The sequence below is a fragment of the Sphingomonas sp. genome (genome assembly GCF_035714405.1).
Lineage (GTDB): Bacteria > Pseudomonadota > Alphaproteobacteria > Sphingomonadales > Sphingomonadaceae > Sphingomonas.
This window is the reverse complement of sequence record NZ_DASTMA010000015.1, coordinates 1-24,363: the sequence shown is the minus strand read 5'-3', so window position 1 is coordinate 24,363 and position 24,363 is coordinate 1. Positions and strand designations below refer to the sequence as shown.

The window sequence follows — 24,363 nt, the reverse complement described above, 5'->3', positions numbered from 1 at the left end:
GCGCAGCCACCGCGCCGACCGGCGCGCGTTCGGTATTCGACAAGTTGTGAAACTCCCTCTCGGAAGCTGAACGAGGGGACGCGGGCGGCGTTCCCGGTCGCTCCCCTCCCGCTTGCGGGAGGGGCTGGGCGGGGGGCTTGTCACCCGACCCTTTCGGACGGACACCCCCTCGCGTAGTCCCTCCCGCGAGCGGGAGGGGAATGACTACCCCATGGTGGGTATGACGAACGCGTCCTGTACCCGCGACGGTCCACCGTCCTCTGACCCGCGCGGCAGTGCGGAGCCGTCGGGCCAGCGCTGGGTCACGGTCTTGGTGCGGGTCCAGAACCGCACGCCCTCCATGCCGTGCTGGTTCGTGTCGCCGAAGGCCGAGCGCTTCCAGCCGCCGAAGCTGTGATACGCTACGGGCACCGGGATCGGCACGTTGATGCCGACCATGCCGACCTCGACCCTAGCGGCGAACTCGCGCGCGGCGTGGCCATTGCGGGTGAAGATCGCAACGCCGTTGCCATATTGGTGCTCGGTCGGCAGCCGCACGGCGGTCTCGAAGTCGGGCGCGCGGACGATCTGCAGCACCGGACCGAAGATCTCCTCCTTGTAGCTCTGCATCTGCGGCGTGACCCGGTCAAACAGCGACGGGCCGATGAAGAAGCCCTGCTCATGCCCCTGCAACTCGAAGCCGCGGCCATCGACCACCAGCTCCGCGCCCTCGTCGACGCCGGTCTGGATCCAGTTCTCCACCCGTTGCTTGTGCGCGGCGTTGACCACCGGGCCGTAATGCGCGTCCGCATCGGTGCTGACGCCCACCCGCAACGCTGCCATCGCGGGGATCATCTTCTCGCGCAGCGCGTCCGCGGTCTTGTCGCCGACCGGCACCACCACCGGCAACGCCATGCAGCGTTCGCCGGCCGAGCCGAACGCCGCGCCGCTGAGGTCCGCCACCACCTGGTCGAGATCGGCGTCGGGCATCACGATGCCGTGGTTCTTCGCCCCGCCCATCGCCTGCACGCGCTTACCCGCGTCGACGCCGCGCCGATAGACATAGTGCGCGATGTCGCTGCTGCCGACGAAACTGATCGCCGCGATGGCGGGATGGTCGAGGATGGCGTCGACCATTTCCTTGTCGCCATGCACCACCTGCAGGATGCCCTCGGGCGCGCCCGCCTCGCGCATCAGCTCGGCGAGGCGCACCGGTACGCTGGGATCGCGCTCGGACGGCTTGAGGATAAACGCGTTGCCGCAGGCGACGGCGACGCCGAACATCCACATCGGGATCATCGCGGGAAAGTTGAACGGCGTAATGCCGGCACCGATCCCGAGCGGGGTGCGCATCGAGTACACGTCGATGCCGGGGCCGGCGCCGTGGGTGTATTCGCCCTTGAGCACATGCGGAATGCCGCAGGCGAACTCGATCACCTCCAGCCCGCGCTGGATGTCGCCCTTGGAGTCGGCGATCACCTTGCCGTGCTCGGACGACAGCAGGTGGGCGAGTGCGTCCATGTTCGCCTCGACCAGCTCCTTGAACCGGAACATCACGCGCGCCCGGCGCTGGGGGTTGGTGGCCGCCCAGCTTGGTTGCGCCTTCAGCGCCGCCGCGACGGCCAGGTCGAGCTCCGCCCGGCCGCCGAGCCCGACCGTCGCCTGCACCTGGCCGGTGTTGGGGTCGAAGATGTCCGACGAACGGGTGGGGGAGCCGCCGGCCCCGCCGACGATGAAATGATCTATCGTGCGCATGGCGGCCCTTTGCCACAGCAGAGCGAAGCTGTCAGCGCCCTACCGGCACCCATAGTTTCCGGCCCTGGTTCTCGACCGCCGCTACGCGAATGCCAAAGACGCGGGCGAGGTTGTCGGGCGTGAGCACATCGCCCGACGGCCCCGCCGCGACGACGCGGCCGCCGTCGAGCAGCACCGCGTCGTCGGCGGCGACCTGCGCCTGGAGGAGGTCGTGGACCACGACCGCCACCCCCGCGCCGCCGGCCGCATAGGCGCGCAGCCGCGCGACCAGGTCGATCTGGTGCGCCGGGTCGAGCGCGGCGAGCGGCTCGTCGGCGAGCAGGTAGCGCGGCTCTCCCGCCAGCACGCGTGCGAGCAGCACCCGGGCGCGCTCGCCGCCGGACAGCGTCACGATCGGACGGTCGGCGAAGGCACTGGTGGCAGTCACCGCCAGCGCGCGGTCGGTGGCGGCGCGATCCTCCATCGGCAAGGCGGCATGGGGCAGGCGGCCGAGCGCCACCACCTCGTGCACGCGCAAGTTCCAGTGGACGGCGGCGTCCTGCGGCAGATAACCGATCGCCCGCGCGCGGCTCCGCGAACTCATCCGGATAATGTCCTCACCATCCACGCAGACCCTGCCGTCCGCCCGGATCAACGCGGCGGCGGCGCGGAGCAGCGTCGACTTGCCCGCGCCATTGGGGCCGAGGATGGCGGTGACGCGGCCCGGCGCGACCGTGGCGGTGACGCGGTCGAGCAACGTCGCGCCCCCGACCCGCACGGTGACATCGTCGAGGCTCAGCGCCATGTCCGCCCCTCCCCACGCCACAGCAGCGCCAGGAAGAAGGGCGCGCCCAGCATCGCCATCGCCACCCCCAACCGCACTTCGCCGGCGCCCGGCACCAGCCGCACCAGGCTGTCGGCCGCGAGCACCAGCGCCGCGCCGCCCAGCGCGCTCGGCACCAGCAGCGCGGCCGGCCGTGCCCCGAACAGCGGGCGGAGCAGATGCGGTACAACCAGGCCGACGAACCCGATCACGCCCGTTGCCGCGACGCCCGCGCCGACCACCAGGCCGGTGCCGACGATCACCAGCGCCTGCAACCGCCCCATCCGCACCCCCAGCGAACGCGCGGCCTCCTCGCCGAGCGCCAGCGCGTCGAGCGATCGCCCGGTCATCAACAACAGCGCGCACCCGACCACCATCGCCGGCGCGGCGCGCGCGAGGTCCGGCCAGCTGCGGTCGGTCAGCGCCCCCATCAGCCAGTCGATCACCTCGGCCACCGCCCACGGGTTGGGGGCGACCGCGATCAGGAAGGCGGTGAGCGCGCCGGCCAGGCTCGCCAGCACCGTGCCCACGAGCACGAACGCCACCGGCCCTGCCGCCCGCCAGGCGAGCACGGCGAGCAGCACCATCGCGCCGGCGGCACCGGCCATCGCCGCGGCGAACGCGCCGCCGCTGCCCACGCCGAGCAGGATCGCGGCGACCGCGCCCAGCGCCGCCGTCGAGGACACGCCCAGCACCGCCGGGTCCGCGAGCGGGTTGCGCAGGAATCCCTGCAACACGGCCCCCGAAAGCCCCAACGACGCGCCAAGCATGGCGCCGAGAAGCGCGCGCGGCAGGCGCAGTTCGAGCAGGATCGGGGTGAGCGGGTCGCCGTTCAGCCATGCAAGCGGTGTAACCCACATTTTGCCCGCCAGCAGCGACGCGGAGAACAGCACCGCGACCAGCCCGGTGAGAAGCGCCAGGCGCGCAGACCGCGTCACAGGCTCGCCCGGATCGCGCGCAGCCTGGCGAGCGCGGGCGGAATGGCGGGGCCGCCGCAATTGATGAGCGCGCGCGGGAAGCTCGCCTGCGGCACCATCGGGAGGAGCTGGCGCCGCAACGCCGCGGTTCGCCCGCCGCCATCGGGTGCGATCACCACCGCCGGCGGTCGCGCGGCGAGCACCTCCAGCGGCACCCGGCCGGTGTAGCGCAGGCCATAGTCCGCCGCCGCGTTGCGCAGCCCCGCATGGAGCATCAGCTCGTCGAGCAATGTACCGGAGCCGTTGGCGAGATCGCCGGAGAGGAGCAGCAAGGCCGCGGGTTCACCTATCTTCCCCGGTGAAGGCCGGGGCCCAGTCGCCACGGTTTGCGTTGGTGAGGGCTGCCCTTCCCAATGAGCAGGGCCGAAACTGGATCCCCGCCTTCGCCGGGGAGGATGTTTGAGGCTATCCGCAATCTCCTGAACCAGCGCCTCGCCTCTAGCTTGCTCCCCCACCGCCGCCGCGACCTCCCTCACCTGCGCCACGCTCCCCGCGACCGTCACCGGCGAGTCGAGCAACAGCACCCGCAGACCCGCCCGCGCATACGCATCCCGCGTCGCCGCCGGCGTGAAGGTCGACGCCAGCACCAGCCCCGGCCTGAGCGCGATCACCTCCTCCGCCGTCCCCGCCGTGGCGCGGAACCGTTTCGCCTCCGCCAGCGGGATCGAGGTGGCCGCGGGATCCTGCGAGTAATGGCTGATGGCGGCGATGCGGTCGGGCGCGACCAGCCGCACCAGCATCGCGTCCGCGCACGGATTCACCGACACGATGCCGCCGCCCGCCGTCTCCGGCGCGCAGGCGGCGAGCGCCAGCAGCCCCGCAAGCGCTCTCAATCGAACCGCACCCGCACCCCGCCATAGGCGGCACGGCCGTAGGTGCCGTAGCCGGCGACCGTCTGATACCGCGCGTTGGCGATGTTCTCGACGCGGCCGTATAGCTCCAGCCGCTCGCCGACCGGCAATGCCGCGCGCAACGAGGCGAGCGCATAGCCGTCGAGCCGCGCGAAATTGCCCGGATCGTCGAAGCTGTCGCCGACGATCAGCACGGTGCCGCCGACACTGAGGCCGAAGGGAAAGCGGTAATCGGCGCTGACGCTCGCCGTCTCGCCCGGCCTCCGCGCGAGATCGAGACCGTTCGTGCGGTCCGTGGCTTCGAGCAGGGTCAGGCTCGCGCTTAGCGACAGCGCATCGTTCGGCCGCAGCGCCAGCTCGACCTCGACACCCTCCGCGCGGGTGCGGGCGGTGTTGTCGTACACGCCGAACGGCCGGTCGACGCAGATCGAACCGGCCGTGCCCTGCTCGGCGGCGGTGCAGGAGCGGAAGCCGATCTGGTTGCGGGTGCGCCGGTTGAAGTAGGTCGCGCCGAACGTGGCGCTCCCGCCGAGGAGCCGCTGCTGTACACCGAGGTCGAACGACCGTGCCCGCTCCGGCGCCAGCCGCTCGTTGCCGAAGAAGGAAAAGAGCTGGAACAGCGTCGGCGCCTTGAACCCCTCGCCATAGCTGCCGCGCAGCGTCGTGCCGCCCAACGCCAGGGCCGCGTCCGCCCCGGCCGTCACCGCGTCGCCGAACGCATCATGATCGTCATAGCGCACGCCGCCGGTCAGAGTCAGCCGCGTGAACGGTCGCACGATCGCCTGCGCATAGACGCTGGTGATGCCCGTCTCCGCCACCGTGAAGCCGTCGGTAAACCGGCTGTTCTCCCGCTCCGCGCCGCCGGCCAGTCGCAGTCTATCGGAGAGGCGGGCGTCGACGCCGTACTCGTACCGCTCCGACCGCCCGCGCGCGGCCGACGGAAAATCGGGATCGAAGGTGTCGCGATTGATATCGGCGATCGTCAACGCGATCCGGTTGCGGATGCGCCCGCCCGCCAGGTCGGCATAGGCGCCGGCATAGCCGTACAATTCCTGCGTCTCGCCGCTCTGCGGCCCGTCGGCGGGGCCGAACGGCGGGGCGTTGCTGAAGCCGTCGAAGCGCAGGTGGCTATCGGCGTAATAGCCGCGCAGATCGACGCCGACATTGTCGGTGATCGCCAGCCCCAGCCGCGCGGTGCCGCCGATCTGGCGATAACCGTCGCGCTCGGTTCCCGCTGCGGCGGACGAGATGCCATCGGTGCGCAGGAACCCGGCGTTGAGCGATCCGGACAGGCCCCCTGAGCGGCCCTGCACGCCGGCGGTCGCATAGAGCTGGTCGGCATAGCCATATTCCGCCTGGGCACGCGCGCTGACGTCGCCGTCGGCCCCACCCGCCGGGTCGGCGGTGCGGATATGGACGAGACCACCGATCGCCTGGCTACCCCACGGCACAGAATTTGGCCCGCGCAACACCTCGATCCGCTCGACGGAGGCGGCGAGCAGGTTGGCGAAGTCGAAGCCGCCGCTGGGCGAGGAGGGGTCGTTGACCCGTACGCCGTCGATCACCACCAGCGTCTGCTCCGCCTCCGCGCCGCGCAGCCGCACGCCCGTGAAGCCGCCGACGCTGCCGTTGCGGCTGACGTTCACGCCCGGCGTGGTGGCGAGCAGGTCCGCGAGCGAAACGGTCTGGCGGCGCTCGATCTCGTCGCGATCATAGGTGGTGACCGCCTGGCCGATCTCGTCGGCATAGCGCGGCACCCGCGCCGCAACGAGGATGTCGGGCGGGATGCGCTCATGGGTGAGGATGATGCAGTCGTTGGGCGCGGCGGCGCAGGGATCGGGCGTCTGCGCCGGGAGCGGCGCACTCACCAACAACCCCACCCCCGCGAGACCCACCCATGCAGCCGCACCTACACCTTCCCCGGCGAAGGCCGGGGCCCAGGATCGGGCTGAGACGTTGGAGAGGGCAGACTTCGCCAACCGAGTGCGTGGCAACTGGGCCCCGGCCTTCGCCGGGGAAGAAGTAAGCGGAAAACAGAACACGGCCACATCCTCACACGCGAGGCGCCCGGACTGGACGCCCTTCGGCGTCGCTCACGCGAGGTTGCCCTCGTCCGCCCGCCACACCCCGTGCGCGCGAAGGATCGACCGTGACGGGCAGGTCTCCTGGCTCCCAGGTCGTTGCTTTCCTCCGCCTTCCCGGGCGAGAAGCCCAGTGGCATGGATTGGAGGATCACTCGCCGGTCACAGTTGCGGGGGCAGCGCCGGTCTTGAACACCGGACTTCCCTTTTCAGCCCGTCGCCGGGCACCTGTCACGCCGTCGCCTGTAGGCCCGCCAGGACGCACCGCGCAACCCCGGGCATGGGCGGCGCGTTGAGACGGCCGGTAACAGGAGTAGTATCATGAGCATCTTCGGCGGCATCCTCGGCAAAATCTTCGGCAAGAAGCCCGCGCCCGCGCAGCCCCAGGTCGCGCCAAAGCCCGCCGCTGCGCCCGTAGCGGGCCAAGCACAGCCTGCCGCGCCCGCCGCTCCGGCTCAGCCGGTCGATGTCGAGGCGGTGCTGACGCAGATGGCCGACACCAAGGGTGGTGGCGGCAACTGGCGGACGTCGATCGTCGACCTGCTCAAGCTGCTCGACATGGATTCCAGCCTCACCGCGCGCAAGGAGCTGGCCGAGGAGCTTGGCGTCCATGCCGGTGATCATGGAAGCGCCGAGCAGAACATGGCGCTCAGCAAGGCGGTGTGGAAGAAGCTCGCCGAGAATGGCGGCAAGGTGCCTGCGTCGCTTCGGGATTGACGCAGGTCGCACGCCGGTAGCGTAGCTCGCGGCGAGACGGCCCAAGACGGCCGGCGGGTCGGCTCAGCCGACCCGTTCGACGCGGGGCTTTGCCCGCGTCCCCGGCTTTAATCCCCGTGCCCATGCCCCCGCGCCGCGCTCGCGCCGGTCCCGGCACCGCCCCCGCCATTCTCCCACCAGTAGGGCAGCCGCTTGGCGGTCCCCGTCGCCACCTCGTTGAGCGTGGCCGCGTCGTACAGCCGGCCGCCCAGCATCACCTGGCGAACCTTCTCCGAATTGCGGATATCCACCGTCGGATCGGCGTCCAGCACCACCAGGTCCGCGAGTTTCCCCACCTCGATGCTGCCGATGTCGCGCGCATAGCCGAGCGAGGTCGCCGGCATGATCGTCCCCGCCCGCAGCGCCTCGATCGGCGACCAGCCGCCGCGCACGAAACTCCACAACTCCCAATGCGCCCCCAGCCCCGCCTGCTGGCCGTGCGCGCCGATCGACACCATGCGGCCGCCCACGACCAGCTTCTTCGCCTCGCGCGCGCTGTCGGCATCGACATAATCGCCCTCCGCCGCGATCTCGCGCCGGGCGTTCTGCGCGGCCAGCAGCGCGGGTGGTGCGTGGCGGCTGAGCAGCGGATGCCGCCACACATCGGTCCGCGACCGCCAGTATGGATCGCCTGCGGGCCCGCCATAGGTGACGACCAGCGTCGGCGTGTAGTCGGTCTTCGACTGCGACCACAGCTGCACCAGATCGGCATAGAACCGCTCCAGCGGCACATTGTGCTCGACCGTCGAGTTGCCGTCCTGGATCAGGCTGACGTCCATCGTGTAGAGCGAGCCGCCCTCGGGCACGACGTGCATCCCCTCGGCTTGCGCGGCGGCGACCACCATCTGGCGCTGCTCGCGGCGCGGCTGGTTGTAGTTCTTGACCGAATTGGCACCCTGCGCCTTCAGCCGCCGGACGTCGGCGAGCGCGTCCTCATATTTGTCGATCTCGGCATAGACCTCCGGATTCTTGGCGCCGTAGATGATCTCGCCGGTCGAGAAGGTGCGCGGTTGCAGCCTGAGCCCCGCGCGCTGCATCTCGGCGGCCGGGAAGATCTCCGACGCGCGCGACGACGGGTCGTGGACGGTGGTGGTGCCAAGGGCGAGGTTCGCCATCGCGTCCCAGTTCTGCTGCGGGATCAGCTCGTCCTCGCCCTGGCTGCCATGCGCGTGCGCGTCGATCAGCCCGGGGATGATGAACTTGCCCGCGACATCGACCACCCTCGCACCCGCCGGCACCGCGACCTGCCCGCGCGGGCCCACCGCGACGATGCGGTCGCCGCGGATCACGATCGTCGCGTCGTCGAGGATGCCCCCATCGGCCGTCGCCATCGTCACCACCCGCGCGCCGGTCAGCGCCACCGTGCCGGTCGGCTTGGCCGCGGGCACATTCATAGACAGGTCGACGCCGGTGCGCGGCGCCGGGAACTTGGGCGCATCCTCTCCGATCGGCGCGGTCGCGAACAGCGAGGCGGTGTCGGCGGAGTAGAGCGTCGGTCCCAGGCTCCAGTGCACCCGGCGGCCATTATCGGACCAGTTGATGAAGTCCGCGCCCTCCGCCGAAACCTTGGTCACCGGCAACGGCCCGCCCTTTGGCCCAACTTCGACCGCCTGCTTGCCGGGCAGCAGCGGCATCACGAACGCCTCGTAATTCTGCCGAAACGCGATGTGGCCGCCGTCGGGCGACACCTGAAAGTCGTTGACCAGATCGCCGGAGGCATGGACGCGCGCGCCCTCTCCGTTCAGGTCCATGCTAACCAGCTGGCGCTTGTCCTTTTCGCTCCGGAGCAGGAACACCCGGTCGTTGTCGGCGCCGAACTGCGGCCCCGATCCGTCCTTGGCGATCCTGACCGGCGCGCCCCCCGTCGCGGCGACGCGGTACGCACCACGGCCGGGGTTGCCGCGCGCCGCCGTCAACCCGCCGCCCTCCCCCTGCTCGAAGACGATGGTGCGCCCATCGGGCGAGAAGCGCGGGCGACGATAATGGCCCGCCACGGTCGTTACCGCGCGCGCCGTTCCGCCGCCTGTAGCGACCACCTTGACCTGCCCCAATCCCGCATCGGTCCAGCCGACGAAGACGACCTGCCGCCCGTCGCGCGACCAGCTCGGGTACAGCTCCAGCTCGTCGGTCGCGCGCGTCAGCCGCCGCGCGGCGCCACTGCCCATCGGCTTGACCCACAGCTTGCCCAGCGTCTCGAACACCACCTGGCGCCCGTCCGGAGACACGCTGGCCCAGCGCGGCATCTTCGTGCGCACCTGATCGGGCGCCACCTCCACACTCGGATGAATGCCATCGACCAGCACGCGCGTGTCGCTGACCCGGAACGGGATCACGGCCGCGCCGCTGCCGTCGGCGTTGACCCGGCGCAGCTTGCCACCCGCCCAGAACACGATCGCGCGATCGTCCGCGGTCCAGCCCATGTTCGGGTAGACGCCGGTGACCGCCCAGGTCTCCTGCACGTCGCGATCAAGGTCGCCATAGACCACGCGTTCGGTGCCCGCGGCGAGATCGCGGACCCACAGCTTCGTCTGGTTGTCCTCGCGCCGCACGAAGGCGATGCGCCGGCCGTCGCGCGACGGCGTCGGGCGGACCGCGCCGCCCAGGCCGCTGACCGCCGTATCGACCTCGCCGGTGTTCAGATCGTAACGCTCGATGTCGAACAGCCCGGTGCGCGAATGCTGCGCATATTCAAAGATCGGGCCGGGCGTGGTGTTGCGGGTGTAGAAGATGCCCTTGCCGTCGGGGGCGAAGATCGGCTCGCCCAGCTCTTTCTGCAGCTGCTCGCTGGCGCGCTTGACCAGCTGGACGCCGCCACCGCCGGTGACATGGTACAGCCATACCTCGCCGGTGCCGAGCGAGCGGCCGGTGGTGAAATGCTTCTTGGCGGCGATGAAGCGGCCGTCCGGGCTCCATGTCGGCTGGTTGAGGAGGCGGAAGTCTTCCTTGGTCACCTGGCGCTTGTCGCTGCCGTCGACATTCATCACCCAGATGTTGTCGCCGCCGCCGCGATCGGAGGTAAAGGCGATGCGCCGCCCGTCGGGCGAGAAGCGCGGCTGGTGCTCGAAGGCGAGCCCCTGCGCGATCCGCCGCGGCATCCCGCCCGCGATCGGCATGGTGTAGATATCGCCGAGCAGGTCGAACGCGATCTGCCGCCCGTCGGGCGAGACGTCGACGTTCATCCAGCTGCCCTCGTCGGTGTCGATCCGCACCTCCTTCGTGCGCAGCCCGCGCGGGGCGTTGACGTCCCATTTGGGCGGCTTGGCGGGCGTGGCGACCGGCGCGGCGGTGGTCGCGGCGGGCGCTGGCGTGGCCGATGCCGTGGGCGTGGGCGCCGCATCCGCGACCGATTCGGGCCTGGTCACCTTGTCCTCGGGCGCCTCGGTCTGCTCGACCGGCTTCTGGACCGGCGGGGTGACCTGCGCACCCAGCGTACCGGCGCACAGGATCAGCGCCATGGCGGTGGCGGTACGGTAGGTCATCGGTGCAGTCCCTCTCTTATCCCACGGGCTTGTAGCCCATCATCGCGCCCCGTCACGCCGGAAATCCAGGGCGAGGCTGAAGAAGGCGATCACCGCGCGCGGTCGCGGATCCTCGGTTCGCCACACGTCGGCGGTCCGCCCGACCGTGACTTCGCAGGACGGTAACAGCAAGCTGGCGGCATGATCTCGCCAGGACCGTGGCCCATGCCGCCAACGCCGGCGGCTCGTCGCTGGCGTATTTGTGGGTTACAACCCCGTCACATTCGACGGTGACAAAAGGTCCGAAGCGGAGTAATTGCCGGTATCGTCAGATCGGTTGGCTGAGGCACTGACGGCTGGGAGAGCCGACGCGCACCCGCCTTTGTGTCGGAGAACCGCTGTGCCTCGCTACTTTTTCCTCGTCCATGACGGCTCCCCTGATCGCGACGAAGAGGGGACGGAACTGGACGACCTTGCGGCCGCTAAGTGTCATGCGGTGAAATACGCGGGCGATCTGATCTGTGACGGCACCACGGACTTCTGGGGCAAGGTCGACTGGCGCATGTCCGCAAGCGACGAGAAGGGCCTGACTCTCTTCGATCTGCACATCATGGGGACGGAAGCGCCCGCCACCCTTCGCTAGTCGGACTTCGTCGGTTCCACCGGCTTATGCTTCCGAGGACACGATCATCCTCGCCCGCGCTCGAACAGGGCGCGCGCGATCGCGCCGGGGTTCGGTCGCTACGAGGCCGCGCGTCGCCCGCGAGCGACCCCGCCATCTTCGCCTATCACCCGGTCACCGCACCCATCTGAGCATCGACCGGCACGCCGCCATCATCACCAGTGCCGAGATCGGCGCGGCAATCGCGACGATGGTGGCGATCGAATAGCGCACCGAGGCGTCGCCGCCGTACAGCTGCTCGGTGAACAGCGCCACGATCACCGGCCCCAGCCCGATGCCGACCAGGTTCAGGCAGAACAGATAGATCGCCGTCACCTGTCCACGCATGCGGTTGGGCGTCATCTCCTGCAGCGCCGCCGCCGCGCCGCCATAGGGAATGGTGCCGGCGAACAGGAAGCCGCAGAACAGCGCCAGCGAGGTGGCGCCGGTCGGCATCAGCGGCGCGGCGACCCCGAACGGCAACGCCGCCAGCGCGGAGATCACGCCGATCCGCACATTCGCATCGCGCCGCCCACGGTCGCGCATCATGCCCGCCAGCCAGCCGCCGAACAGGACGCCCGCCGATCCGAAGACGATCAGCGCCAGCCCGTACCGCGCGCCCACCTCCGCCGGCGTCCAGCCGAAATTGCGCATGAAGTGCGCCGGCGCCCAGGCGATCACGCCGTTCCACATCAGGCTCGAGATCGCCAATCCGCCGATCAGCCAGCCGAACGCGCCGCGCCGCAGCCACAGATAGGCGAGCACAGCGCGGAAGCTGGGGATGTCGGGCGAGGTCAGACCGCGCCGCGCGGGCTCGCGCAGGGCGAGCACGAGCAGCGCGATGAGGAACCCCGGCAGCCCGACGAGGATGAACACCACCCGCCACGGCTCCAAACGGCCGAGCAGCGCCGTGTCGACCGCCGGCACGGAGGCGATCAGCGCCCCGCCGGCCATCGTCGCCAGCCCACCGCCGACATAGATGGCGCTGTTGTAGAGGCTGAGCGCGCGGGTCAGCTGCTTGCCCTCGAACCAGTCGCTGAAGCTGGAATAGGCCGCCGGCGACAACGCCGCCTCCCCCACCCCGACCCCGATCCGCGCGAGGAACATCTGCACGAAATTCTGCGCCAGCCCGCACAGCGCGGTCATCCCGCTCCAGAACGCCACGCCGACGGCGATGATCGTCGTGCGCCGCCGCCGGTCGACCAGCCGCCCGATCGGGATGCCGCAGATGGTGTAGAACAGCGCAAAGGCGAGACCGTGCAGCATGCTCAGCTCGACGTCGCTGATGCCCAGCGACGCGCGGATCGGCCCCACCATCAGCGTCAGGATCGAACGGTCGATATAGGAAAACGTATAAGCGAGGATCAGGACGCCGACGACATACCAGCGATAGCCGCCGGTCGGCACCGGCACCTCCTCCGGCATCGGCGGCGCGCGTCCGGCGAGCGCGTCGCTCATGACGCCGCGACCGGTGCGCGCTTGGCGTCGCGGAACGCCTGGAACGCGTCGCGCACATAAGGGTAGTTCTGGACGTAGTGGAGGAACTGCTGCTTTTCGAGCTCGATCCCGTCGGCCGGCGACATGGTGACGCTGCGGTTGATCAGCGTCTTGCATTCGAACAGGCATTGCCGGGGCTTGTCGATATAGGTCGCGGCGAGCGCTTCGGCGGTCTCGATCAGCGCGTCGTCCTCGGCCAGCGCATGGCAAAGCCCCCACTCGACCGCCTCTTGCGCCCCCAGGAAACGCCCGCTCCAGATCAGATCCTTGGCGCGCGGCAGCCCGATGCGGCGCGGCAGCCGCTGGGTCGATCCGCCCGCGGGAATCGCGAACTGCGCGGTGTGGATGTCGCCGATCCTGGCGCCCCGCGCGATCACCGCCACGTCGCAGGCGAGCACGATCTCGATCCCACCCGCGCGGGTCAGGCCGTTGACCGCCGCGATCATCGGCACCGGCGCGCGCTCCAGCCGGTCCATCACGGCGTTGAAACGATCGAGATAGTGGCGGAACTGACGGAAGTCGCCGAGCCCCGTCTCGATCTGCGTCATGTCGGTGCCGAGCGAAAAGATGCGGCCGCGCGCGGTGATGATCGCCGCGCGGATCGCGGGCTCGTCCTCGATGCGGGCCAGAAAGGCGTCGATCTGCTCGAGCAGGCGCAGGCTGAACGAGTGGACCCCCTTCTCCTGGGTGAAGGTGCCGTAGAGGATCTCACCCTTGCGCTCGACCGCGAGTTGGGTGTCCGCCATCACTGCGCCTCCAGCAGCTCTTGCACCGACGCCACCGCGTCGACGCAGCCGGTCATCATCTCGACCATCACCTGTCGGCAGCTGGTCTCTTGCGTGATCAGGCCGATCACCTGCCCGGCCGCGGTGGGGGCGAGCGCGCCTGCGCCCGACTGTGCGGTCGCATCCGGGGATGCGGCGGCCTTTTCGATGCGGCTGACATAGCTGCCGATCGCCACCGCATGGAGCGGGTTGGGGAGCGGATCGGGGGTGTCGGGGCGCTCCCATTCGGTCACCCACGCGGTCTTGAGCAGCCGCGACGGCTTGCCGGTCATCGCGCGGGTACGCTGCGTGTCCTCGGCAGCGGCGTCGACCAGGCGGCGCTTGACCACCGGCAGCAGATCCGATTCCGCCGTCGGCAGCCACACCGACCCGCACCACACGCCCTTCGCCCCGAGCGCGAGTGCCGCCGCCATCTGCCGCCCGTCGGCGATCCCGCCCGCCGCCAGCACCGGCACCGGCGCCACCGCGTCGACGATCAGCGGCGTCAGCACCATGCCGCCGACCTCGCCGGTGTGCCCGCCCGCCTCATAGGATTGCGCGATGACGATATCGATGCCCGCAGCCACATGGGCGAGCGCATGCTTAACGCTTCCGGCGAGTGCCGCGACCACCATGCCTTGCGCATGCGCCTGCTCGATCACGTCGGCCGGCGGCACGCCGAGCGCGCTCACCAGCAGCTTCGCCTTGGACGCAAAGGCGAGGTCCAGGATGCCGCGCGCCTGCGCCGCGCTGTAGCGTTGGCCGCCGAGCGCGAGGAACTCGTCCTCCGGCTCGTCGCCCGTCGCCTCCGGCACGTCGTAACGCACCATCATGTCGTCGAGAAACGCGGTGACCTCCGCCGGGATTGCCGCCTTGGCCTGCGCCCCCGACAGCCCACCGCTCTCGCTGCCGACATATTTGCTCGGCATCAAAAGGTCGATGCCATAGGGGAGATCACCGATCTGATCCTCGATCCACCTGAGGTCGATCGCGATCTGGTCGTCGGAATGCAGCCCGGCGCCATAGACGCCGACCCCGCCCGCCTTGGACACCGCGGCGACGACGTCACGGCAATGCGAGAAGCCGAAGATCGGTGTCGCCATGCCGATGCGCTTCAGGGGGTCGTCGGTCACGCGTGGGCCTTTCTGAGTTCGGTCTTGAGCACCTTGCCGTTGGCGTTGCGCGGCAGCACATCGATCAGCGCCAGCTCGCGGGGAATCTTGAACGGCGCGATCTTGCCCGCGCAAAAGGTGGACAATGCCTCGGCGGTAAGGCCGGGTTCGCGCGGCACGACGAAGGCCTTCAGCCGTTCGCCCCAGGTCTCATCGGGGATGCCGACCACGGCGACGTCGGCGACCTGCGGATGCGCGAACAGCACCTCCTCGATCTCGCGCGGGTAGATGTTGACCCCGCCGGAGATCACCATGTCCTTCTTGCGATCGACGATGTACAAAAAGCCTTCGGCATCGCGCCGCGCCATGTCGCCGACCGACACCCAGCCGCCGCGCACCGCCGCCGCGGTTTCCTCCGGTCGGTTCCAATAGCCGCTGAACAGCACCGGGTTGCGGCACCACAGCTCGCCGACCTCGTTCGCCTCGCAGACCCGACCGTCCTCGCGCCGCACCTCCGCCTCGACATGCGGGAACGGCGTGCCGACGCAGCTCAGCTTGCGCAGCTGATCCTTGGGCCGCAGATTGCAGACCAGTCCGGTTTCGGTCGCGGCATAAAGTTCATGGAGCACCGTTTCCCCGAAATAGGGGATGATGCGCTCCTTCATCGCCTGCGGCAGCGGCGCGGCGTTCGCGAGGATCGTCTTGATCGGCGGCCGCTCGTATCGGGCGAGCGTCTCGGCGGGCAGCGCGAAGATCATCTGAAAGTGCGTCGGCACCATGAAGGTGCCGGTGATGCCGCCGCACTTCAGCCGCTCGAGCACCAGCTCGGGCTCGAACTTGTCGAGGATCTCGATCGATCCACCCGCCGCCAGCGCGCTCGCGGGAAACCCCATCCCGCCGCCGTGATTGAACGGGGAGATGCACAGGAACCGGTCGTCGGGGCCGAAGCAACCGAATTCGGCCGCGCAGATCAGCCCGAGCAGCATCCGCGAGCGATGCGACAGCACCACACCCTTGGGCTTGCCCGTGGTGCCGGAGGTATAGGGCAGCGTCCAGCCGTCCCATTCCTCGATTTGGGGCAGCGGTACATCGGCGGGCGGGTCGGCGAGCAGGCGCTCGTAATCGTCCCCGAAGGCGACGACCGTCAGCCCCGGCAGGCCGGTTTCCTCCACCAGCGCCTTCGACACCGGGTCGACGAAGACGAGCCGGGCGCCGCAATCCTCCAGCGTCTGGCGGACCTCGCCTGCGGTCAGCCGCGGGTTGATCGTCGCCACCATCGCGCCGGCCTCGGGCAGGCCGGCCACGACCTCAATGAATTCGGGGCAGTTGCGCGCAACGATCGCCGCGACGTCGCCCTTGCGGACGCCCTGCGCGACGGCGGCGTCGCGCAGCCGGTTCATCCGCGTCGCCAGTGCGGCGAAGCTGGTCGTCCGCTCGCCCATGATCATGGCGATCTTGGTCGGGTCCCGCGCCGCCGCCGCGCGGATCGCGCCACCGAAGGTCAGCGAGCGAAACGTCTCCGGCCGCATCAGCGCGGCAGCTTCTTGAACACCGTCAGCGCGTTCTCGCGCATCATCCTGGCATGGCTGGCGGGACGCAGACCCAGTTCCGCGATCTCCGCGACGGCGCGCTCGGGGTCGATCACCGGCCAGTCGGTGCCGAACAGTACCTTGTGGCTGCCATAGCTGTCGGCATAGCGAACATACTGCTGCGGCCAGTGCTTGGGCGCATAGGCGTCGCCGGCGGTGTAGATGTTGGCATGCTTCCAGCACATCGCGATCATCTCGTCAGTCCAGGGGACGCCGATATGGATGCCGATCACCGACAGGTCAGGGAAGTCGATCGCGACCTGATCGAGCAGGATCGGCCGCGCGACCGACGGCAGCCGGCGCTCCTTGGAATAGACCAGGTTCTGCCCGACCTGCATCATGATCGGCACGTCGAGCTCGCAGCACTTGGCGTAATAGGGATAGATCTGCGCGCAGTCGGGCGGGCTGCCGAACCAGTGCGGATACCAGTGCGCGCCGACGAACCCGTACTCCTCGACCGCCTGGGTCAGGTCGCGCAGCCCCTGCATCCCACGCGTCTGGTCGATTCCAGCCAGCCCCGAGAAGCGGTCGGGATGCGCGCGGCAGATGTCGGCGATCACCCGGTAGGGAATCTCCCAGCTGTGCTTCACGTTCAGGTCGCCTGCGCGCACCGCGATCAGCAGCGACCGCTCGATACCCACCCGGTCCATCTTGCGCAGATACTCGTCGATCGAGACGCCGCCGAACATCTCGGGCGGCATCCGCACCTGGCGTTTGAAATCGTCGTCGAGCCCGGTCCAGCCGTTGGCGACCGCCTCGGGCGTGTAGATGTTGCAGACGATGTCGATATAGCCGCTCATGCTGCCACCCGGTGCGAGGTTGAGAGGACCGCCGGACGCATCAGTCGAGCCGCATTTCGGCCTGCATCCGGGCGATCGCCTCGCGCCCGAGCGGCGACAGACCCTCGACCGGCACCGCCGCCAGGGCCGCGGTCTGCGCCGCCGCGCCCTGGTCGGCACGGTACAGCGTCTCCCACAGCGACTTGAGCATCAGGTTCAGCGTCGTGCGCCGGGGAAAGCCGGCCGCGGTGCCGGTCTTTTCGGCGGATTGGACGGTAGTCAGCAGCGCCTGGTCGAGCGGCTGCGGCGCCGGCCGGGGGGCGATCGCCGGGCGGCCCTTGACCGGTACGCTGTCGCCCGGCCAGGCGCGGTGATCGCGCTCAAAGGCGATGTACTTGCGATCCATCAACGGCAAGTCGACGGCGAAATAGTCGAGTGGGGCGCCGGGCACCGGCTTGACCCCGCGCAGCGCGTCCGGCGCCTCGCCCTTCTCCACCCAGCGCGTGATCGCGCCCAGATAGTCGATCGCATAAGCGCCGTCGCCGCCGCTGCAATGGTCCATCCCCGGCACCATGTAGAGCCGCGCGAACCGGGCGGTCGCGGCCGCTCCCCCCATCGTGCGCGTGACCGTTTCGTAATAGTCGATGGTGGGCGGCGGCATCACCGAGAAGTCGGACCAGCCATGGACCAGGATCAGCTTGCCGCCCCGGTCGCGGAACGGCCGCAGGTCGGGGTTGTTCGGCGCGTTCAGCGTCTCGACGACGACCGGGTCGCCGCGCCCGACGCCGAGATCGAACAGCGGCGTCGAGCCCTCGCCCGGCATGCTCGCGTTGCGCAGGAAGTTGCCGATCCAGTTGAACTCGGACCCGGGCTGCGCGCCGCGCAGGCGGTACAGCTTGTCCGCGACGCCGACCTGCTCGGCGGTCAGGCAGTCGCGGGCGTCGGCGGTCCTGCACAACAGCTCGGCCGGCTTGAACCCGCAGGCCAGCGGCTTCGATATGACGCCATCGGCGGTGCCGTCGTTGCGGTCGCACCGGCGGATCGCGGCGCGGTGGATCAGCATCGCCTTGCGGTTGGGCAGGATCGGCCTGCCGTCCGCGCCGAGGTTGAAGGCATCGACCTCGGTGATGGTGGGCGGCTTGTCGCGGCCGAACGGCGCCATGCTGGCGGGGGCGATGGCGACGATGCCGTCGAAGTCGTCGGGAAAGCGCTGCGCCTCGATCAGTCCCTGCCGGCCGCCGGTCGAGCAGGCGAAGAAATAGCTGTAGCGCGGATCGCTGCCGAAAAAGGCCTTGATGATCGCGCGTCCAGCGGCGGTGGTGACGTGCGTCGCGCGATAGCCGAAATCGACCAGCCCCTGCAGGTTGCCGGCCACCCAATTGTTGTCGCTCAGGGTCGAGCGGTGCCCCATGTCCGTGTGGAGGCAGGCATAGCCGTCGCGGACATGGCTGCTGCATGCCAAGTCCGCAGCCACGATACCGCAACTGCCGCCACAGCCGCGCACCACATACCGGCCGTTCCAGTCGGCGGCGGGCAACAACATTGCAAAATTGACCGTCGGGTTGACATAACCCTCGACCAGGCACGCGGCCCGCTTGCCGGCGGCGGCGGGGCGAAAGGTCGCCTTGACGATATGGGTCGGGGCGCTGGGAAGCTTGGCGAAACGATCGCCTTCCAGCGTACGGCAGCCCTCTTCGGCCGGGATGGCGGGCCCTTGCGGGTGAGCCTGCGCGGCGGCGCCGAAGGCGAGAAGCGCGGCGAGGAACAGCATCGCGCGGGTCAGCATCGTCATCGCACGGTTCCCATTTCCGCCAGCAGCGCGAGCGCTTCGGTCTCGCTCACCACCTCGGCATATTTGGCCTGAAGGTCGAACAGATTGGCTTCGTGCGGGGCCGGGTGGCGATCGGCGCAGGCATCGCGCACGACGAACGGGACAAAGCCGTTCTGGAGAGCATCCAGCGCACTCGCCCGGACGCAGCCCGAAGTCGAGAAGCCGGTGATGAAGACGGTGTCCACCTCGAGCGTCCGCAGCGTGGCCGCGAGCGACGTTCCGAAAAACGCCGAGGCATATTGCTTGGTGACGACGATTTCGTCGACGCGCGGCTGGAGAGTCGCCGGAAACGCGCCCATCGGCGAGCCCTTCAGGAACGCCTTGAGCGCGGGGACCTTGCGGTAGAACTGGCCGCCGTCGGCGCCGTCAGCCTGATACTCCACGTTGGTGAAGATCACGGACACCCCTGCGACCCGCGCCGCCTCGAGCAGCCGTTCGTTGGACGCGAGCGCGGGTTCGGCCGCCGCGTAGAGGTTGGACGCCGGGTCGAGATACGCCATCACCACATCGACGATCAGCAGCGCGGCCGTGCGGCCCGGCACCAGCCGGCCGTCGAACGCGCCCGCATAGCTGTCGCGGAGCTCGGTCATGCCGCACCGTCTCTGCGACGGCGGCCACGGCTGATGTTTCCGTCCACGCCGCGCTACTCCGCGGCCATCCGATACTCTTCCCATTGCGGGGCGACCGGCGCGGGAAGGCCCGTCTCCGCCTCGCAATTGGCGCGCAACTCCTCGATCGGCGGCCCGTAGTTGAACAGCTGGATCGCGCCGCGCTCGCGACGGAGCTGCTCGCGCAGCCCGGCGGTCGCGACCTCGTCGACATGACCGGCTGGCGCGATGACGACGCCGTAGCTGCGCGCGCCGTCCGGGGTGACGAGGCTCTGCACGACCTCCCTGGCGACGATCGCGGGATCACGGTCGAGCGGATCGCCCCAGCCGCCGCCGCCCCAGGTGATGAAGTCGAGTTCGTCGCCGGCATCGACGCGCAGATCCTCGCGCTTGTTGCCCACGATCGTGGTGGTGCCGTTCGCCTTGCGCAGCACCTTGCGCGCGCGCGCGCCGGGCTCGCCGCCGTTGACGCCCCAGGGCATGGTGAACCAGCGATCGTCGTGGATCGCGATCTCGCCGGGCTCCAGGAACTTGTAGGTCATGAGGATGCCGTTGCCGCCCCGGTGCAGCCCCGCCCCGCCCGAATCCGCCACCGTCGTGTATTGCTCGATGCGCAACGGGAAGTAACGTTCCAGGAACTCGTTGGGGACGTTCGTGAAATTGGGCCACAGGCTGTGTCCGTCGGGACCATCACCCAGCGGCCGGCCGGGGATACCGCCGAAGCCGATCTGGAACAGCTGGAACCACTTACCCCCGCTGTCGCGGCCCGAATAGAACAGGTGCGGCGAGGACGAGAAGCCGGCGGCGTTGAGGAACTCGGGCGTTTTCTGGCCCAACAGGCCGCCAAGGATGTCGAACAGCCGCCCCAGCGCATGCGTCCGCCCCGACAGCGCCGCGGGGAAGGCCGGCTTCAACAGCGAGCCTTCCGGAATCCGAACATCGATCAGGTCGTAATAGCCGTCGTTGAACAGGATCTGGGGATCGAACACCATGATCATGTAGATGCCGAAGAACATCCGCATCATGTTTTCGTTCAACAGGAAGTTGATCGACGCGCCCGACTGCGGATCGGTGCCGTCGAAGTCGAGCACGACGCGCCCATTCTCACGCCACATGGTGCATTTGATCTTGTACGGGCCATAGCCCATGCCGTCGTCGCAGATATAATCCTCGAAGCTCACCGGCGCTTCGCCGATCGCCTGCTCGATCAGCGCCTTCATCGCCCGGTGGTTGCGCGCCAGCAAATTCTCGCAAGCGGACACGAACACGTCGTCGCCGAACCGCCCTGCCATCTCGATCACGCGGCGCGCGGCGACACGGCACGACGCGATCAGCGCGTTCAGATCCGCCTTGCACCATTCCGGCGAGCGCGACTGCGCCATCACGAGCTTGATCAGCTCCTCGTTATACTCGCCGCGCTTCCAGATCTTGACCGGCGGGATGCGTACGCCTTCCTGGAAGATGCTGGTCGCATCGATCGGCATGCTGCCCGCGACCTTGCCGCCGATGTCGCTCTGGTGCCCGAACATCGAGGTATAGGCGATCAGCCGGCCGTCCTTGAACACCGGCAGCAGCACCAGCCAGTCGTTGAGATGGCTGATCGCGCCGCTGACCGAGTAGGGATCGGACAGGAAGATCATGTCGCCGTCCTCGACCGTGCCGTCATAGCCGTCGAGGAAAGGGCCGATATAGCTGCCGAACTGGCCGACGATCATACGGCCCTTGTGATCCGCGATCAGCGGAAAGGCGTCGCCCTGCTCGCGGATGCCGGGCGACATCGCGGTGCGGACCAGCGTCGCGTCCATTTCGATACGGGCATTCCGCAGCGCGTTCTCGATGATGTCGAGCGTCACCGGATCGATCGGCACCGGCGCGAAAGGCGTATCGTTCGCCTGGATGATGGTGGCGGGCATCAGTGGCTCTCCGCGGAAGGCGCTTGGGGCGTGATCAGGATGTTGCCGACGCGGTCGACCAGGGCCGTGCAGCCGCCCTCGATCAGCGTCGTCGAGTCCATCTCGACGACGATCGCGGGCCCGGGGATGCGATCGCCGGCGCGCAGCCGGGCGCGGTCGTAGATAACGGCGGGACGCATGGCCCCATCCATCCACAGCTCATGGTCGCGCAGCTTGGCCGCCAAAGGATCGCCGTCACCTTCGGGTAGCGGCGCGGCGGGCAGCTCGGGCGGCTTGCCCATAGCGACCGCGCGCAGGTTCACGATCTCGTGCTCGCTATCCATGTTGAAGGTGAACAGCCGGCGATGTTCGTCGTCGAACCGCCCCGTCAGCCAGCCGATGCCATGCGCCGTCAGGTCGTCGAGCGTCACCTCCATCGGCACTTCGAAGGCCTGTCCCGAATAGCGCACGTCGATCTCGAAGCTGAGCACCACGTCCTCGGCGGCGATCCCCTCCGCCTCCAGCTCCGCGCGGGTCTGCGCCGCCATGTCGTCGAGGATCGCGCGCAGCTCGTCCAGCGACGTGCGCGACGCGAGCTGCGAGAAGCTGCGCGCGCTCTCGGTGCGCATGCGGGTGGTCGCGTCGCCCAGTGCGCAGAGCACCCCGGGGCTGACCGGAGAGATCGCCGGCCAGCTGCCCATCAACCGCGCCACCGCGTTGAGGTGGAGCGGCCCCGCCCCACCGAAGCCCATCAGCGCGAAGTCGCGCGGGTCATAGCCCTGCTGGACGGAGATCATGCGCAGCGCCCCGAACATGTTCTCGTTGACGATGTCGATGATGCCGCGCGCGGCGGCGTAGAGATCGATGCCGAGCCGGTCGGCGATCGTCTGCACCGCCGCCTTCGCCCCCTCGCGATCGAGCTTGAAGGTGCCGCCGAGCAGCGACTCGGGCAGATAGCCGAGCACGACATTGGCGTCGGTGACGGTCGGCTGCGTCCCGCCCTTGCCATAGGCGACCGGGCCGGGCACCGCGCCCGCCGACTGCGGCCCGACGCGCAGCGCGCCGGTCAGCTCGGGCACATAGGCGATCGAGCCACCGCCGGCGCCGACGGTCTTCACGTCGAGCGCGGAGGCGCGGACGGACAGATGCCCGACCTCGGTGGTGCGGACGCGACGCGCTTCCAGATTCTCGATCAGCGCGACATCGGTGGAGGTGCCGCCGACATCCAGCGTCAGGATGTTGCGAATGCCGGCGTTCTTGCCGACCCAGATCGCGCCGGTGACGCCGCCGGCGGGGCCGGACATCAGCAGCGAGACCGGATGCTCCTCCGACTTCTCCGACGTCATCAGCCCGCCGTCGGAACGCAGCAGCGCCAGCCGGCCCGCCATCCCCGCCTCGCGTAGGCGGCCGCGTAGATTACGGACATAGCGCCCGACGATCGGCCGCACCGCCGCATTGGCGACGGTGGTCAGCGTGCGCTCATATTCCTGCATCTCGGGCAGCACTTCGTGGCTCAGCGAGATCGGCACGTCGGGCATGATCTCGGCCGCCAGCGCGCCGACGCGCTTTTCGTGCGCGCCGTTGAGATAGGCGTTGATGAGGCTGACGGTCAGCGCCTCGATCCCCTGCGCCTTCAACATCTCCAGCGCAGCGCGGATATCGGCATCGTCGATCGCGCGGACCTCGCGGCCCTGGGCGTCCATCCGCCCCTTGATCTCGACCGTGTCCTCGAGCTTCGCCAGCGGCTCGGGCTTGGGCCAGACGATCCAGCCGGCGAGGCCGCCGGGGACGAAGCTGCGCGCGATCTGCATGATCTGGCGATAGCCTTGGGTCGTCACCAGTCCCACGCGCGCGCCCTTCCCCTCCAGCACGGCGTTCGTCGCGACGGTGGTGCCGTGGAGGAAGATCTCGACCTCGGCGGGCGTGATCCCGGCATCCGCGCAGATCCGGTTGACGCCGGTCAGAATGCCCTCGGAGCTGTCGTGCGGGGTGGACGGCGTCTTGTGCCGCCAGAACGCGCCCGATCCCTGATCGAACAGCAGCAGGTCGGTAAAGGTGCCGCCGACATCGACACCCAGGCGATAGCCCATGCTTTATCCTCTCGCGACCACCGGTCCCTCGGGCCGCGAACAAGCCCGCTCAGTGGGCATGCGTCCAACGCCTTGCCGTCGATAACCGAAGCGCGGTGGCCGGAGCGGCGGCGGCTGTGCGCCCGCAACGGCCATGCGCAGGGGCGTCAGGCATCCATTCCCCACGCGAGAACCGAGCATGGCGTTCACCAGCCTGACCTTCGAGGTGACCGACCGGATCGCCGTGGCGACCTTCACCACGCCCGAGCGGCTGAACGCTATCTCCGAGGAGAGGCTGGCGGAGCTGGAGGCGGTGCTGGACCGGCTGGAGGCCGATCAGGACATCCGCGCGCTGATCGTCACCGGCACGGGCAAGGCCTTTTGCGTCGGGCTCGACCTCGATCTGCTCGATCGCGCGTTCGACGATCTCGCCTATTTCACTACGACCGTCCGCCGCCTGTCGAGGATCGTCGAGCGCATCGAGGCGCTGGAGATCCCGACCATCGCCGCGATCAACGGCTTCGCGCGCGCGGGCGGGTTCGAGATGACGCTCGGCTGCGACTTCTGCATCATCGCCGACGAGGCCAAGATCGGCGACGTGCACACCGACGCGGGCGTCGTTCCCGCCTTCGTCTCGCTTCGCCTGCGCCGGCGGGTGGGCGACCAGCGCGCCAAGGACATCCTGTGGACCGCGCGCTGGTACACCGGGGCGGAGGCCGTCGAGATCGGGCTGGCGCTGAAGTCGGTCCCGCTTGCCCGCCTGCTCGACGACTCGCGCGCCTATGCGCTGTCGATCATCGACAAGCCGCGCGCGGCGATCGCGGCGCTGAAGCGGGTCTATATCCAGGGCGCGGACATGAACGTCGCGCAAGGCACCGAGCTGGAGCTTGCCAACTTCGCCG

General features: G+C 69.3%; 18 protein-coding genes and 1 riboswitch. Of the genes, 3 read left to right on the top strand and 15 right to left on the bottom strand.

All coding sequences use genetic code 11. The features are described from left to right. Positions 1-204 precede the first annotated feature (204 nt). From VFQ64_RS05655 to VFQ64_RS05635, 5 genes are read right to left on the bottom strand one after another with little or no spacing between them, the layout of a single operon-like run. Positions 205-1,734: a CoA-acylating methylmalonate-semialdehyde dehydrogenase gene (locus VFQ64_RS05655; RefSeq protein WP_325102331.1), complete on the bottom strand. Its 1,530-nt coding sequence runs from the start codon at positions 1,732-1,734 to the stop codon at positions 205-207. Between the two features lie 31 nt (positions 1,735-1,765). Further along, positions 1,766-2,518 carry an ABC transporter ATP-binding protein gene (locus VFQ64_RS05650; RefSeq protein WP_325102330.1) on the bottom strand — a complete coding sequence of 251 codons (753 nt, stop codon included), beginning with the start codon at positions 2,516-2,518 and terminating at the stop codon, positions 1,766-1,768. Continuing rightward, the gene (locus tag VFQ64_RS05645) at positions 2,509-3,474 is read right to left on the bottom strand and encodes an iron ABC transporter permease (protein WP_325102329.1); all 966 of its coding nucleotides are present in this window, start codon (positions 3,472-3,474) and stop codon (positions 2,509-2,511) included. Before VFQ64_RS05645 ends, VFQ64_RS05650 begins: the two co-directional genes overlap by 10 nt. After that, positions 3,471-4,346, bottom strand: a complete 876-nt coding sequence (locus tag VFQ64_RS05640; protein WP_325102328.1) for an ABC transporter substrate-binding protein — start codon at positions 4,344-4,346, stop codon at positions 3,471-3,473. Before VFQ64_RS05640 ends, VFQ64_RS05645 begins: the two co-directional genes overlap by 4 nt. Then, positions 4,343-6,232 (bottom strand): TonB-dependent receptor plug domain-containing protein, encoded by a 1,890-nt coding sequence (locus VFQ64_RS05635; RefSeq protein ID WP_325102327.1) that lies wholly within the window; start codon positions 6,230-6,232, stop codon positions 4,343-4,345. Before VFQ64_RS05635 ends, VFQ64_RS05640 begins: the two co-directional genes overlap by 4 nt. A 270-nt stretch (positions 6,233-6,502) precedes the next feature. Continuing rightward, positions 6,503-6,692, bottom strand: a riboswitch (cobalamin riboswitch). A 74-nt stretch (positions 6,693-6,766) separates the two neighbouring features. On the opposite strand from VFQ64_RS05635, the gene VFQ64_RS05630 reads away from it, so the two are divergent. Further along, the gene (locus VFQ64_RS05630; RefSeq protein ID WP_325102326.1) at positions 6,767-7,162 is read left to right on the top strand and encodes a DUF3597 domain-containing protein; all 396 of its coding nucleotides are present in this window, start codon (positions 6,767-6,769) and stop codon (positions 7,160-7,162) included. A gap of 107 nt (positions 7,163-7,269) precedes the next feature. On the opposite strand, the gene VFQ64_RS05625 is transcribed toward VFQ64_RS05630, so the two are convergent. After that, on the bottom strand, positions 7,270-10,680 hold the full coding sequence (locus tag VFQ64_RS05625) for an amidohydrolase family protein (RefSeq protein WP_325102325.1): 3,411 nt from the start codon (positions 10,678-10,680) through the stop codon (positions 7,270-7,272). A gap of 379 nt (positions 10,681-11,059) precedes the next feature. On the opposite strand from VFQ64_RS05625, the gene VFQ64_RS05620 reads away from it, so the two are divergent. Beyond that, positions 11,060-11,302: a DUF6894 family protein gene (locus VFQ64_RS05620; protein ID WP_325102324.1), complete on the top strand. Its 243-nt coding sequence runs from the start codon at positions 11,060-11,062 to the stop codon at positions 11,300-11,302. Positions 11,303-11,455: 153 nt separating this feature from the next. Here the strand turns inward: VFQ64_RS05620 and VFQ64_RS05615 are convergent, their stop codons facing one another. The 9 genes from VFQ64_RS05615 to VFQ64_RS05575 are packed head-to-tail and all read right to left on the bottom strand — an operon-like array spanning position 11,456 to position 23,482. Then, the gene (locus tag VFQ64_RS05615) at positions 11,456-12,778 is read right to left on the bottom strand and encodes an MFS transporter (protein WP_325102323.1); all 1,323 of its coding nucleotides are present in this window, start codon (positions 12,776-12,778) and stop codon (positions 11,456-11,458) included. After that, positions 12,775-13,563 carry an enoyl-CoA hydratase/isomerase family protein gene (locus VFQ64_RS05610; RefSeq protein WP_325102322.1) on the bottom strand — a complete coding sequence of 263 codons (789 nt, stop codon included), beginning with the start codon at positions 13,561-13,563 and terminating at the stop codon, positions 12,775-12,777. Before VFQ64_RS05610 ends, VFQ64_RS05615 begins: the two co-directional genes overlap by 4 nt. Further along, entirely contained in the window at positions 13,563-14,714 is a 1,152-nt protein-coding gene (locus tag VFQ64_RS05605) for an NAD(P)H-dependent flavin oxidoreductase (protein WP_325102321.1), read from the bottom strand. Before VFQ64_RS05605 ends, VFQ64_RS05610 begins: the two co-directional genes overlap by 1 nt. Beyond that, entirely contained in the window at positions 14,711-16,222 is a 1,512-nt protein-coding gene (locus VFQ64_RS05600; RefSeq protein ID WP_325102320.1) for a class I adenylate-forming enzyme family protein, read from the bottom strand. The genes VFQ64_RS05605 and VFQ64_RS05600 overlap by 4 nt, the downstream gene beginning before the upstream one ends. Then, positions 16,222-17,082 carry an amidohydrolase family protein gene (locus VFQ64_RS05595; RefSeq protein WP_325102319.1) on the bottom strand — a complete coding sequence of 287 codons (861 nt, stop codon included), beginning with the start codon at positions 17,080-17,082 and terminating at the stop codon, positions 16,222-16,224. Before VFQ64_RS05595 ends, VFQ64_RS05600 begins: the two co-directional genes overlap by 1 nt. Before the next feature lie 40 nt (positions 17,083-17,122). Next, the gene (locus tag VFQ64_RS05590) at positions 17,123-18,853 is read right to left on the bottom strand and encodes a tannase/feruloyl esterase family alpha/beta hydrolase (protein WP_325102318.1); all 1,731 of its coding nucleotides are present in this window, start codon (positions 18,851-18,853) and stop codon (positions 17,123-17,125) included. Beyond that, the gene (locus tag VFQ64_RS05585; RefSeq protein WP_325102317.1) at positions 18,850-19,482 is read right to left on the bottom strand and encodes an isochorismatase family protein; all 633 of its coding nucleotides are present in this window, start codon (positions 19,480-19,482) and stop codon (positions 18,850-18,852) included. The genes VFQ64_RS05590 and VFQ64_RS05585 overlap by 4 nt, the downstream gene beginning before the upstream one ends. 53 nt (positions 19,483-19,535) lie before the next feature. Further along, positions 19,536-21,413: a hydantoinase B/oxoprolinase family protein gene (locus VFQ64_RS05580; protein ID WP_325102316.1), complete on the bottom strand. Its 1,878-nt coding sequence runs from the start codon at positions 21,411-21,413 to the stop codon at positions 19,536-19,538. Then, positions 21,413-23,482, bottom strand: a complete 2,070-nt coding sequence (locus VFQ64_RS05575) for a hydantoinase/oxoprolinase family protein (RefSeq protein WP_325102315.1) — start codon at positions 23,480-23,482, stop codon at positions 21,413-21,415. Before VFQ64_RS05575 ends, VFQ64_RS05580 begins: the two co-directional genes overlap by 1 nt. 178 nt (positions 23,483-23,660) lie before the next feature. Here VFQ64_RS05575 and VFQ64_RS05570 point away from each other — a divergent pair. Continuing rightward, a partial coding sequence (locus VFQ64_RS05570) for an enoyl-CoA hydratase/isomerase family protein (RefSeq protein ID WP_325102314.1) occupies positions 23,661-24,363 on the top strand: 703 nt, incomplete at its 3' end.

Bases quoted from the DNA above. Each gene is read 5' to 3' on its own strand.
- VFQ64_RS05600 (WP_325102320.1), bottom strand. From the start codon at position 16,222: ATGCGGCCGGAGACGTTTCGCTCGCTGACCTTCGGTGGCGCGATCCGC.
- VFQ64_RS05655 (WP_325102331.1), bottom strand. From the start codon at position 1,734: ATGCGCACGATAGATCATTTCATCGTCGGCGGGGCCGGCGGCTCCCCC.
- VFQ64_RS05575 (WP_325102315.1), bottom strand. From the start codon at position 23,482: ATGGGCTATCGCCTGGGTGTCGATGTCGGCGGCACCTTTACCGACCTG.
- VFQ64_RS05650 (WP_325102330.1), bottom strand. From the start codon at position 2,518: ATGGCGCTGAGCCTCGACGATGTCACCGTGCGGGTCGGGGGCGCGACG.
- VFQ64_RS05595 (WP_325102319.1), bottom strand. From the start codon at position 17,082: ATGAGCGGCTATATCGACATCGTCTGCAACATCTACACGCCCGAGGCG.
- VFQ64_RS05610 (WP_325102322.1), bottom strand. From the start codon at position 13,563: ATGGCGGACACCCAACTCGCGGTCGAGCGCAAGGGTGAGATCCTCTAC.
- VFQ64_RS05630 (WP_325102326.1), top strand. From the start codon at position 6,767: ATGAGCATCTTCGGCGGCATCCTCGGCAAAATCTTCGGCAAGAAGCCC.
- VFQ64_RS05585 (WP_325102317.1), bottom strand. From the start codon at position 19,482: ATGACCGAGCTCCGCGACAGCTATGCGGGCGCGTTCGACGGCCGGCTG.
- VFQ64_RS05615 (WP_325102323.1), bottom strand. From the start codon at position 12,778: ATGAGCGACGCGCTCGCCGGACGCGCGCCGCCGATGCCGGAGGAGGTG.
- VFQ64_RS05580 (WP_325102316.1), bottom strand. From the start codon at position 21,413: ATGCCCGCCACCATCATCCAGGCGAACGATACGCCTTTCGCGCCGGTG.
- VFQ64_RS05590 (WP_325102318.1), bottom strand. From the start codon at position 18,853: ATGACGATGCTGACCCGCGCGATGCTGTTCCTCGCCGCGCTTCTCGCC.
- VFQ64_RS05625 (WP_325102325.1), bottom strand. From the start codon at position 10,680: ATGACCTACCGTACCGCCACCGCCATGGCGCTGATCCTGTGCGCCGGT.